Consider the following 12268-nt stretch of genomic DNA (forward strand, 5'->3'; position numbering starts at 1 on the left):
TTTTAGCCTCCAAAGCTTGATGAGCTAGAGCTTGATTTTGAGCCACCACCAAAAAATCCACTCTTGCCACCACTACTTCTTGCGGCAGAATTTGCCGCTTTTTGCTTATTAAAGCTATCAACGCTTCTTGTGTATGAGCTTGGATTTTTGTAAGTACTTTGGCGATTTGCTTGGAAATTTTGGTTGCCAAAGAGTTTGCTACCTATCCAGCTACCAAGTATCGCGCCAGCTGCTGAGGCAAGTATTGTTTCTCCAAGGCTTAGGCCGCCACTGCTTAGCTGTGCGTCGCTAGACTTTGTTAAATTTGAAGTACCATTATCAATATTTGCGTTCGCTTGAGCTAAGAGTTTATCGATCTCTTCCTTGCTTAGCACACGTTCAGTGCCGTTGATATCTTTTAGCACGACTCTAGTTTCGGTGCTTGGATACTCTTCTAAAATTTTATAAACACCAGGTGCGCTCTCTTCGATGATGACAAAGGCGCCATTTTTTTGCGCAACTTCATTTAGTGCATTTTCGTTACCGCCATTGTCGCTTCCGCAACCTGCAAGGCCAGCCATAACGATCGCACCAAAACCGCCCACCGCAGCATAAGTAGCTATTTTTTTAATGTGTTTCATATCTCTCCTATCAACTCTTTTAAATTTTTATGTCTTCTAACAAGTATCACGCCTCGTTTAAATTTTATAAATTTTGAGTGGTGTATCGCTTTTATTATCTTTTCACTGGCCTTTTTCGTTGCCTTTGGCTTTAGATTTAGCTCCTTTAAAAATTCACTTAAATTTATCCATTTTGACTCATTTTCTATCTCGGCCTCTATCGCTTCATTGCTTGGCATATCATCATTTTTTTGTGCTAAAAGCGGCCTTTGCATGGCATTTAGAAACTGTATGAGTTTCTCATCTCTATCTTTATAAATTTGCAAAATTTCATTTTTTCGCTCGATTAGCATCTGCTCTTTTTCTTTAAAAAGCCTATCTTTATCGGCTTGCAAGTTTAAATTTAAACTCTTTAACTCGCTTAACTCATTTAGCAAATAATTTACAAACTCATCATTTTGGGATTTAGTTTTTGTACTTTTTGGAGTGGATTTTGTGGCCTTTTCGCTACTTGGTTTCTCATCAAGGATGACAAATTTTGTGCCATTTTCAATGACTGTATTTATCGAACCACGGCGGATTCTATTATAGACTGCTTCTTTTGTTATGCCTAAAATTTCTGCAGCTTCGTTTATAGCTAGCTTTTGCATCGAATTTCCGTTTAAAATAAAATAAAAATTTTGCTTTGATTATAAAAAAATAAGGCTAAAAGAAGAGTTAAACAAAGAGAGCAAAGCCCTCTTTGTCTTGGTTTTAGAGTCTTGACTCGTAGCGTCTAAGCATATAAAGACGTTTAAGCATTTTCTTGCGAGCTGCAATTTTTTGTTTCTTGCGGATCTCAGTTTTAGGCTCAAAGAAGCGTCTAGCTCTTGCTTCAGTAACGACTAAATTACGGTCAGTTTGTTTTTTAAACTTTCTGTAACCCTCGTCAAATGACTCGTTAGGATGTACCTTAATACCAGGCAACGTCCTCACCACCTTTCAGATTAAAATAAGCCGTGAGTATAGTTTAATTTTCATAAATTTAAGCTTTTAACTATTTTTTTTTAAAACTCTTTTAATGCCATAAGCTTTATAATCATAAAATTTCAAAAAAGGCTTATTATGTCAAAGGATTTTCATCTTAGCTACGCCAAGAGGCGTTACATTTTTTTCGCCTGTATTACGCTATTTGTCTTTGTTTTGCCATTTATCAGAGTAAATGATGCGCAGCTATTTTTGCTAAGTTTTGATAAAAGTAGAGTTGATCTCTTTTTTACAAAATTTGATATGCAAGAGCTTTATTTGTTGCCATTTTTGTTTATTATTTTGTTCTTAAGCATATTTTTTCTAACGACACTTGCAGGGCGTGTTTGGTGCGGTTGGAGCTGTCCGCAAACTATTTTTAGAACGATATTCCGTGACCTTTTGCAAACTAAAATTTTAAAGATCAGAAAAAATATACAAAATAAGCAGAATGAGCCAAAAGGACAAATTTTAAAGCGTGCTTTAGCAGTTGGAATTTGGTGTATTTTAGCTCTTGTTATTTCGGCAAATTTTTTATGGTATTTTGTGCCACCGCTTGATTTTTTTACTTATTTAAAAGAGCCAAGCGAACATGGGGTTTTGCTTGCATTTTGGCTTGTTATCGCTATTTGGTTAGTTTATGATGTCATCATTTTAAAAGAAAATTTTTGCATTTATGTCTGTCCTTACGCTAGGGTGCAATCAGTGATGTTTGATAACGATACGATCCAAGTTATTTACAACCAAAAAAGAGGCGGCGTAATCTATAATGGAAAAGAGAAATTTAAAAAGCCAAAAGAAGAGGGTGCGCTATGTACTGGCTGCGAGGCATGCGTGAGGATATGCCCAACGCACATTGATATAAGAAAAGGTATGCAGCTTGAATGTATAAATTGTCTAGAATGTAGCGATGCTTGTGCTAAAGTGATGAAGCATTTTGATGAAAGTTCGCTTATTGAGTGGAGAAGTATAAATTCTATAAAAGAGCAAAAAAGAGTCAAAATTTTACGCTTTAGAACGGTTGCTTATCTCGTTATTTTGGGCATTGTTTTGACAGCTGGGGCATTGATGAGTGGGAAAAAAGAAAGTATGCTTTTAAACATAAATAGAACAAGCGAGCTTTATAAAATTTTAGGCGAAAATGAAGTCGAAAATTCTTACGTATTTTTGGTGCAAAACACACAAAATAAAGAGCATGCCTTTTACTTTGAAGTAGACGATAAGAATATAGAAATTTCTCGTCCAAATAAGCCATTTATATTAAAAGCTGGCGCAAAACAACGAGTCATCGTCACATTAAAATCAAAAAATGAAAATTTAAGCGATAAAGATCTTTTAAAACATATAAATATAAAAGCCTATGCTACCGATGAGCCAGCTATCAGCGTGCAAAGGCAAAGTACTTTTATCTATCCTAAAAGATGATAAAATGGCAAAAATTTAACAGGAAACAAGATGGCGATCTCAGAAAAGGGTAAAAAAAGATACGAACTTATCGTAAAAACAGCACTTGAACTATTTTTAGAAAAAGGATACGAAAAGACAAGCTTAAGTGATATCGTAGCGATAAGTGGTGGATCGCTTTCTAGCATTTATACATTTTTTGAGAACAAAGAGGGGCTTTTTGAGGCGATCGTTGAGCAAGAGATAGATAGCCTTATAAAAGAGATCGATGAGAAAATAGATCTTAAAATTTCTCACAGCTTGGAGGAGTTTTTAACCAAATTTGCAACTATAATATTTTCTATCGTTTGTAGCAAAAGGCACATCTCTCTTGGCAGGATAATGATGAGCGAGGGTTCTAAAAATGGTGGCAAGCTTGGTAAGACGTTTTTGGATCAAATTTTAAAAAAGATCGATCTTGTGCTTATAAATTTCTTTGAAAGAGACGAAGTAAAAGCCAAGCTTGACTCAAAATTTTCAGCCAGATTTGCTGCAAAGTACTTTATACAAAGCGTGATCGGGGCTTATTACTACGATTCGCTTTTGATAAATGAAGAACCAAAACTTAGTGAAAAAGAGCGTAAAAAGCATATTGACTTGTGTGTTGAGTTGTTTTTGGATGGAATTAGTAAAAAATAAAATTGACTTTTTATTTGTTTTCTAATATAATCGAGAACTTTAAATTTTTGTAACAATTATTACAAAAACTAAATATGATATTAAAATTTAAAATTAAGAGAGGTTTTTATGGCAAATTTTAAGAGTGTTCTTGTGCTTTCGGTTGCAGTTTTATTTCTAAGTGGTTGTTTTGAAAATAAAGAGAATAAAGCGGCAGCAGGTCGCCAGATGCCGCTATCTCATGTGGATATTTTTACCGCACAAAAAACAGACATGCCTATTAGTTTTGATTACACCGCAACGGTTACAAGTAGTCAAGATGTTATTATCTATCCAAAAGTTGGCGGAACTATCATAAAGCAGTTTTTCAAGCCAGGAAGTAAAGTAAAAGCGGGCGATAAGTTATTTTTGATAGATCCAGAAAAATATCAAGCTAGCTTTGACTCACTTGATGCCTCTGTTGGAGTAGCAAATGCAAATTTAAAAAATGCCGAGACCGAGTTTAAAAGAATTTCTGCCCTTTATAAGAAAAATGCAGTCTCTCAAAAAGACTACGACGCAGCAGTTGCAGCCTATGATATTGCAAATGCAAATTTAGTAAGTGCAAAAGCAAATTTAAAAAATGCAAAAATCGATCTAGGATACACGACTATTACAGCGCCATTTGACGGCGTAGTGGGTGATAACCAAGTAGATGTTGGCTCGCTTGTCATAGCAAACCAAACAAAACTTGTAAGGCTTACAAAAATAAATCCTATTGAGGCAGAATTTTATATCGCTGATGTGGATAATCTAACTAGAAAGACAAATCTGGATAACGGCTCATGGCAGCAGCTAAATAGTGACGCTGTGTTAAGTGTCAATGGCGAAAATTTTAATGGTAAAGTAAATTTTATAGATAACGTCGTAAATACTGCAACTGGTAGCGTTTTGGCAAAGGCTAGTTTTGATAATAGTGAAGGTAAAATTTTACCAGGTACGTTTGGTCATATAAAGATGAGCGGCTTTGTTCAAAAAAATGCCTTTAACATCCCACAAGTTGCCCTTCAACAAAGCGCTACAAACTCTTATGTTTTAGTCGTAAAAGATGGCAAAGTAAGCCAGAAAAATGTGAAAACAGGATATCAAACAAAAAATATGGTAGCAGTCACTGAAGGTCTCGAAGATGGCGATAAGATAATCGTTAATAACTTCCTTAAAATCGGAGTTGGTGCACCAGTTGAAACTGATAAAGACCTAAGTGCGGAATTTATAAATGGCAAAGATGCAAACGCTACAAGTAGCAAGTAAAGGCAGATAGATGTTTTCAAGATTTTTCATAAACCGCCCGATATTTGCGACTGTTATATCTATCATTATAGTTATAGCAGGTTTTATGGGTATCAAGGGGCTTCCAATAGAGGAGTATCCAAGTCTTACACCGCCTACCGTCTCTGTAAGTGCGACATATAGTGGCGCTGATGCGCAGACTATCGCCGACTCGGTTGCAAGTGCCATTGAAGATCAGATAAATGGCGTTGAAAATATGCTCTATATGCAAAGCACCTCAAGCTCAGCAGGTACTATGAATATAAGCGTATATTTTAAGATCGGCTCATCATCAAAGCAAGCTACGATCGATGTAAATAACCGCGTGCAAGCTGCCCTTTCAAGGTTGCCTCAAGAAGTGCAAAATATGGGCGTAACAGTGCGCGAAAGAAGTGGCTCGATCCTTCAAGTTGTTGGCTTTACAAATCCAAATATGGATTTGATCGAACTATATAACTATGTAAATTTAAATATTGCTGATGAGATAAAAAGGGTTAGTGGTATCGGTGATACAGTATTGATAGGTACTAAAGAGTATTCTATGAGAATTTGGCTAAAGCCAGATAGACTAGCTCATTTTAAACTAACTCCAAGCGACGTCATTTCTCAAGTAAAAATTCAAAACTCACAATACGCTGCTGGCAAGATAGGCGAACAGCCATCGGATGGTGGTAATCCTTATGTTTATTCTGTTCGTACCGATGGACGTCTTAAAGATGCAGCCCAGTTTGGCGATATAATAATTAAAAGCTCCGATGGATCAGTGTTGAAGCTAAAAGATGTAGCTACCATAGAGCTTGGAGCAGCTAGCTATGCTAACGACGCGATGTTAAACGGCAAACCGGCTATTCCTCTTTTGCTATTTTTACAAAACGATGCGAATGCTCTTGCTACCGCAAATGCTGTAAAAGAAAAGCTTAACGAGCTAAAGAAAACTTATCCTGTTGGCCTAGAGCACACCATAGCTTACAATCCAACAGAATTTATAGATGTTTCAATTGATGAGGTTATAAAAACTTTTATTGAAGCGATGGTACTCGTCTTAATCGTAATGTACTTTTTCCTAAAAAGTTTTCGTGCAACTATCATCCCGATGCTTGCCGTGCCAGTATCTATCATAGGTACATTTGGTGGACTTTATGTAATGGGCTTTAGTATAAATTTGATCACACTTTTTGCACTGATCCTAGCCATAGGTATCGTCGTAGATGACGCTATTATCGTCATAGAAAATGTCGAGAGAATTTTACATGAAGATAAAGACATAAGTGTAAAAGATGCAACATTTAAGGCGATGGAGGAGGTGCAAACTCCGGTTATCTCTATTGTACTTGTACTTTGTGCGGTTTTCGTGCCAGTTTCATTTATGGAGGGCTTTGTTGGCGTTATACAAAAGCAGTTTGCGCTCACACTTGTCATTTCTGTTTGTATCTCAGGCTTTGTCGCTCTTACTCTTACGCCAGCACTTTGTGCGGTTATGCTTAAGAAGCAAGAGAGTAAGCCATTTTGGATAGTTCAGAAATTTAACGACTTCTTTGACTTTAGTACTAGGCTCTTTACAGCAGGCGTGGCAAAAATTTTAAAACACGTCATCATTAGTTTTATAGTCATTGGCATAATGGGATTTGCGACGTATGGCTTATTTCAAAAGGTGCCAAAAGGACTTGTGCCTTCAGAAGACAAGGGTGCTTTAATGGTTATCACTTCGCTTCCGCCTTCAACAAATATGCTAAAGACAAAAGAAGAAGTAGTCTCGATTAGCAACGCCATTTTAAGCAATCCAAATGTTGAGTTCACTATGGCTTTTGCAGGTTATGACATACTAGCTAGCTCGCTTAGGGAAAATTCAGCCGTTAGCTTTATAAAGCTAAAAGATTGGAGTGAGAGAAAAGGCGCTAACAATGGAGCTGATACATTAGCTGGCCAGTTTAATGGTATGCTTTGGAGCTCAAAAAACTCAATGACATTCGTTGTAAATTTACCGCCTATTATGGGTCTATCAATGACTGGTGGCTTTGAGATGTATCTACAAAACAAAAGCGGCAAGAGCTACAATGAGATAGAAGCAGATGCTAGAAAAGTATCAGCAATAGCCAATGCAAGGCCTGAGCTAACAAATGTCAGAACCACGCTTGAGACAAATTATCGTCAGTTCAAGATAACAGTTGATAAAGAAAAAGCTAAATTATTTGGCGTAAGTGAGAGCGAAATTTTTAGCACGGTAGCAGCTACTTTTGGCTCTTACTATATAAACGACTTCAACCTTGCAGGCAAGTCTTACCGCGTATATGCAAGGGCAAGCGATAACTTTAGAAACAGCCCTGAGGATCTAAGAAAAATTTTCGTTCGCTCAAATGATGGTGGCATGGTGCCATTAAATTCAGTAGCGACGCTTACAAGAACGATCGGACCTGATATCGTTGATAGATTTAACCTCTTTCCATCAGCTAAGATCATGGGCGATCCAAAACCTGGCTACACATCAGGTGATGCGATCAGAGCGATACAAGAGGTCGTAAATGATACGCTAAGCAGCGAGGACTACGCTATAAGCTGGGCGGGAACGGCGTATCAAGAGGTAAATTCTCAAGGAACAGGCACGGTTGCTTTTATCTTTGGTATGATTTTTGTCTTTTTGATTCTTGCAGCTCAGTACGAGAGATGGCTCATCCCGCTTGCAGTCATCACTGCCGTACCATTTGCGGTATTTGGCTCATTGCTCGCAGTCTGGATAAGAGGGCTAACAAACGATATCTACTTTGAGATCGGACTCTTGCTACTCATCGGTCTGGCGGCTAAAAACGCCATTTTGATCGTAGAATTTGCAATGCAAGAGCGTGATAGTGGTAAGAGCATATTTGACTCAGCGATAAATGCAGCTAGACTTCGTTTTAGACCTATCGTAATGACTTCAATTGCATTTACTCTAGGCGTTTTTCCAATGGTTATAAGCACAGGCGCAGGCGCTGCATCTCGCCACTCACTAGGAACTGGCGTGGTTGGTGGTATGATCGCATCAACAACAATAGCTATATTTTTCGTGCCAATGTTTTACTATTTGCTTGAAAATTTAAATGAGAAATACTGGAAAAAGGGAGCAAAAAAAGATGAAAAATAAGGCGTTTATACTTATAACGGCGGCGTTTTTGGCTGGTTGCTCATTTCGTCCAGATATGCCAAATGTAGATACAAATTTCACATCTACTTACACTTATGAGACAAGCGATATAAGGGATCTTTGGTGGAGAGAATTTAACGATGAAAATTTAAATTCTCTAGTAGAAAATGCACTTGAGAAAAATACAAATTTACGTGTTGCTTATTTAAATTTAGAGAAAGCAAAGGCAAGCCTTGGTATAGCTGAGGCAGATTTGCTTCCTGGTATAAATTTAAATGTAGGCTACGAAAAAGCAAAAAGTAGCGGTGAAACATATACTAAACAACCACAAACTCGTTATAGAAAATCAGATATAAATTTAGGATTAAACTATGAGATTGATCTTTGGGGTAGAGTAAGAAATAATGTAGCAGTAGCCGAAGAAAGTCTAAATGCAACCAAATTTGACTACGATAGCGCGAGACTAAGTATCAGCTCAAGTGTTGCAAAAAGCTACTTTGCGTTAGTTTCATTAAATATGCAAGAAGCTGTGCTAAGAGAGACTCTAAAAACTTATGAAGATACACTAGCGCTTCGCAAAACACAGCTTGATCTTGGAAGCATAAATGAGATGACTTATTTGCAAAGCAAGGCAGCAGTAGAAAGCGCTAAGACCAATCTTACTTCTATATTAAATGCAAAGTCAAAGGCTATTACCTCACTAACTATCTTGACTGGTAAAAGTAATAATGAAATTTTAAATGGAGCTGTTACTAGCTCACAAAATTTACCAGCTTCTCCCGAGATAAGTGCTGGCATTAGTTCTGAAATTTTGCTAAGAAGAAGCGACGTGGCAAAGGCACTGGCTGATTTAAAAGCTACAAATGCTCTTGTTGGTGTTGCAAGGGCTGAGTATTTTCCAAGCATTTCACTGACTGGACTTTTTGGCTTTTCAAGTATTGATTTTGAAAATATCTTTGTTGGAAATGCCAATACATGGAGCATAGGTGGCTCTTTAGCACAGAAAATTTTTGATTTTGGTAGGATAAAAAATAATGTTGCAGTGGCTAAAACAAATGAACAAATTGCCGCTGTTAATTATGAAGCAGCGGTAAAATCGGCTCTTGGTGAAGTAAGAGATGCGCTTGTTTCAAGGCAAAATGCAAAAATTTCTTTGGAACAAGTGAAAAATTTGCTAAAATCCCAACAAAGAATTTACTCGCTTGCTAAAGAGCAATATGATGCTGGCTATATTGGACATTTAGAGCTTCTTGATGCAGAGAGAAATTTGCTTCAAGCAAAATTACAAGATGTCTCAGCTAAGCTTGATGAGGTCGATAGTGCAGTCGAAGTTTATAGGGCTTTTGGTGGCGGTTTTAAGTTAGAAAAATAATTAAAAAGGAGAGAAATTGGGAACTAAGATATTAAATTTCTTGTTTTCTTGGGGTTTTTTCGTTTTTGCTATCGCTCTTGGCGTAGCATTATGGTTTGCGATAAATTACGTTGATACATTTAGGCTTGAGTCAAGCTTTTATGATATCGGTGAGATATTTATGATGGCGGCTGTTTTTTGTATCGCCTTTTATGTGATCGCAGCGATATTTGTTATTCCTATTAGAGCGATCAAAAAATCTTAATCTTTCATCTAGGGACGAAATCCTTAGATGAAATTCTTGACTTCATTATGCAAAATTCTTAGATTTTTGATTATTTATTTTAAAAATTTATTTATGAAATTTACCGCATTTATATTACTACTTCTAACAAGTATATTTTTAATAGCTTGCTCAGCTAATCAAGCAAATAAAAAGATAAGTAACTCTGAACTAGAAAACTTAGCTAAACAATATGGTGGAGTATATATATTTAATCAAAAATTTGTTGATGAGATAGAGAGAAGAGAAAAAGAGAGAAGCGATTATATGGACGATTTCTTTAAAAATAACAAAGGAAATTTTAAAAGATCTGACCTAGAAATCATGGATCAAAAACTCCCTCAAGCCCTCTCAAATGGTAAAAAATATTATACTAGTTGGATAGATTATGAAAGAGATACCGGTAAAAAAGCAGAAGTACCAGAAATTTATATAAATAAAATAAAAGAATTTATGGGCGAAAGCAACTATGATAAATTTCCAAATTTCCCTATTTTAGTAATGTTTTATGAAGATAATAATCAAATAGTGCCTATTGAATTATCAATGTCTTATACATACTATAAAACCAAATATGGACTATTTGGAGATGAAGGAATGGGAATTAGATTTAAAGATGAAGAGCAAATTTTTATACCAGGTGGAAACAAATTCATTCTAACAAACAACAAATTCATAAAAGCAAACAAGGACAAGTAAGTGCAAACTAAAAAATCAAATAAAGAGCTAATAAATTGCTTTAAAGACTATATTGATATAGCTGATGCAAGTTATGCAATGCTTCATAATGTATTTGAGAATGAAAGAAATGGACTTGATGAGCTTTATGATAAATGAAGTAAGTTATAAAAATACTTGAAATAAATTTTTATCTGCATAATAAATTTTAATAAACCCCAAACAGCACATAATAAATTAATAATATTATAAATACAATAACAATAAAATATCCAAACTAAAATTTCAAACATAAAAGGATAATCAATGAAATTTCTAGCTATAATACTCTTACTTCTAACAAGTATATTTTTAATAGCTTGCTCAGCTAATCAAGCAAACAAAAAGATAAGTAACTCTGAACTAGAAAACTTAGCTAAACAATATGGTGGAGTATATATATTTGATGAGAAATTTGAGAAAGAGATAGAGAAAATAGAAGCTGATAGAAAAGAGCTAAGAAAAAATACAAAAGGTAAAGATTTAGGTGGCGGTCTTTATGCTGTTAATACTAAGTTGGTAGATGAAAAATTCCCTCAAACCCTCTCAAATGGTAAACCGTATTTTCTAGGCGGAACATCTAGTAAAATTTCACAAAGTTGTTATGAAAAAATTTATAATTTCATAGGTCATGAGAATTTAAAAAAATATGAACCTTGGATATTTTCAAATTTATATTACAAAGATAAAGAGGATAATATAGTTCAAATTTCATGTACTGTAGTTTATGAAAGAGTCAAAACACAGTATGGACTATTTGGAGATGAAGGCAGAGGCTTTAGTTTTAAAAAAAATAGCTTTGAAAGTCTTGGTGGTGGAAACAAATTCATTCTAACAAACAACAAATTTCATAAAAGCAAACAAGGACAAGTAAGTGCAAACTAAAAAATCAAATAAAGAGCTAATAAATTGCTTTAAAGACCATATTGATATAGCTGATGCAAGTTATGCAATGCTTCATAATGTATTTGAGAACGAAAGAAATGGACTTGATGAGCTTTATGATAAATGAAGTAAGTTATAAAAATACTTGAAATAAATTTTTATCTGCATAATAAATTTTAATAAACCCCAAACAGCACATAATAAATTAATAATATTATAAATACAATAACAATAAAATATCCAAACTAAAATTTCAAACATAAAAGGATAATCAATGAAATTTCTAGCTATAATACTCTTACTTCTAACAAGTATATTTTTAATAGCTTGCTCAGCTAATCAAGCAAACAAAAAGATAAGTAACTCTGAACTAGAAAACTTAGCTAAACAATATGGTGGAGTATATATATTTAATCAAAAATTTGTTGATGAGATAGAAAAAAGAGAAAAAGAAAGAGAAGATCTAGCCAAAAATTTAGGGAATAAAATAAGATCTAATCCTAGAAAGATAAAACAAGGTGATAAATTTATAACGATATATGATGTAGACATGACCTTGGTAAATCAAAAATTCCCTCAAACCCTCTCAAATGGTAAAAGATATTATACTCGTTGGATAGATTATGAAAACCAAACTGGCAAAGAAGCCAAAGTATCAGAAGTTTATATAAATAAGATAAAAGAATTTATGGGCGAAAGCAACTATGATAAATCTCCAAATTTCCCTATTTTAGTAATGTTTTATGTCAATGATAATGACAAAATAGTACCTATAAAACTATCAATGTCTTATACATACTATAAAACCAGATATGGCTTATTTGGAGATGAAGGAATGGGAATTAGATTTAAAGATGAAGAGCAAATTCTTATACGTGGTGGCAATAAATTTATATTAATTAATGACAAATTTACAAGAGTAGAAAAGTAAAAGGATTTAT

General features: G+C 34.9%; 14 protein-coding genes. 11 read left to right on the forward strand and 3 right to left on the reverse strand.

The features are described 5' to 3' along the window. Nucleotides 1-2 precede the first annotated feature (2 nt). The 3 genes from CVS93_RS00630 to rpsU all read right to left on the reverse strand — a co-directional run bounded on the left by CVS93_RS00630 (nt 3) and on the right by rpsU (nt 1565). Complete coding sequence (locus tag CVS93_RS00630) at nt 3-620, reverse strand: UPF0323 family lipoprotein (protein WP_107686173.1); 618 nt, start codon at nt 618-620, stop codon at nt 3-5. After that, nucleotides 617-1249 carry a DNA-binding protein gene (locus tag CVS93_RS00635; protein WP_107686174.1) on the reverse strand — a complete coding sequence of 211 codons (633 nt, stop codon included), beginning with the start codon at nt 1247-1249 and terminating at the stop codon, nt 617-619. Before CVS93_RS00635 ends, CVS93_RS00630 begins: the two co-directional genes overlap by 4 nt. Nucleotides 1250-1352: 103 nt before the next feature. Then, complete coding sequence (rpsU, locus tag CVS93_RS00640; RefSeq protein WP_009294994.1) at nt 1353-1565, reverse strand: 30S ribosomal protein S21; 213 nt, start codon at nt 1563-1565, stop codon at nt 1353-1355. A 138-nt stretch (nt 1566-1703) separates the two neighbouring features. On the opposite strand from rpsU, the gene ccoG reads away from it, so the two are divergent. The 11 genes from ccoG (at nt 1704) to CVS93_RS00695 (ending at nt 12258) form a co-directional block, all read left to right on the forward strand. Beyond that, nucleotides 1704-3029: a cytochrome c oxidase accessory protein CcoG gene (gene ccoG / locus CVS93_RS00645; RefSeq protein ID WP_107686175.1), complete on the forward strand. Its 1326-nt coding sequence runs from the start codon at nt 1704-1706 to the stop codon at nt 3027-3029. A 30-nt stretch (nt 3030-3059) separates the two neighbouring features. Further along, nucleotides 3060-3686: a TetR/AcrR family transcriptional regulator gene (locus CVS93_RS00650; RefSeq protein ID WP_107686176.1), complete on the forward strand. Its 627-nt coding sequence runs from the start codon at nt 3060-3062 to the stop codon at nt 3684-3686. Between the two features lie 108 nt (nt 3687-3794). After that, nucleotides 3795-4955, forward strand: a complete 1161-nt coding sequence (locus CVS93_RS00655; RefSeq protein WP_107686177.1) for an efflux RND transporter periplasmic adaptor subunit — start codon at nt 3795-3797, stop codon at nt 4953-4955. Between the two features lie 10 nt (nt 4956-4965). Further along, nucleotides 4966-8091, forward strand: a complete 3126-nt coding sequence (locus tag CVS93_RS00660) for an efflux RND transporter permease subunit (protein WP_107686178.1) — start codon at nt 4966-4968, stop codon at nt 8089-8091. Then, entirely contained in the window at nt 8081-9463 is a 1383-nt protein-coding gene (locus CVS93_RS00665; protein ID WP_107686179.1) for an efflux transporter outer membrane subunit, read from the forward strand. The genes CVS93_RS00660 and CVS93_RS00665 overlap by 11 nt, the downstream gene beginning before the upstream one ends. 16 nt (nt 9464-9479) lie before the next feature. Further along, a complete protein-coding gene (locus tag CVS93_RS00670) occupies nt 9480-9707 on the forward strand; it encodes a hypothetical protein (RefSeq protein WP_021090435.1) in 228 nt (75 codons plus the stop codon). A 27-nt stretch (nt 9708-9734) separates the two neighbouring features. Beyond that, the gene (locus CVS93_RS00675; RefSeq protein WP_107686180.1) at nt 9735-10424 is read left to right on the forward strand and encodes a tRNA 2-selenouridine synthase; all 690 of its coding nucleotides are present in this window, start codon (nt 9735-9737) and stop codon (nt 10422-10424) included. Continuing rightward, nucleotides 10425-10562 (forward strand): diadenosine tetraphosphate hydrolase, encoded by a 138-nt coding sequence (locus CVS93_RS00680; protein WP_085657902.1) that lies wholly within the window; start codon nt 10425-10427, stop codon nt 10560-10562. Nucleotides 10563-10709: 147 nt separating this feature from the next. Next, a complete protein-coding gene (locus CVS93_RS00685; RefSeq protein ID WP_107686181.1) occupies nt 10710-11327 on the forward strand; it encodes a tRNA 2-selenouridine synthase in 618 nt (205 codons plus the stop codon). Further along, nucleotides 11317-11454 (forward strand): diadenosine tetraphosphate hydrolase, encoded by a 138-nt coding sequence (locus tag CVS93_RS00690; protein WP_107686182.1) that lies wholly within the window; start codon nt 11317-11319, stop codon nt 11452-11454. The genes CVS93_RS00685 and CVS93_RS00690 overlap by 11 nt, the downstream gene beginning before the upstream one ends. A 147-nt stretch (nt 11455-11601) precedes the next feature. Then, nucleotides 11602-12258 (forward strand): tRNA 2-selenouridine synthase, encoded by a 657-nt coding sequence (locus CVS93_RS00695; protein WP_107686183.1) that lies wholly within the window; start codon nt 11602-11604, stop codon nt 12256-12258. Nucleotides 12259-12268: the final 10 nt, after the last annotated feature.

The organism is Campylobacter concisus (assembly GCF_003048535.1).
GTDB classification, from domain to species: Bacteria; Campylobacterota; Campylobacteria; order Campylobacterales; family Campylobacteraceae; genus Campylobacter_A; species Campylobacter_A concisus_S.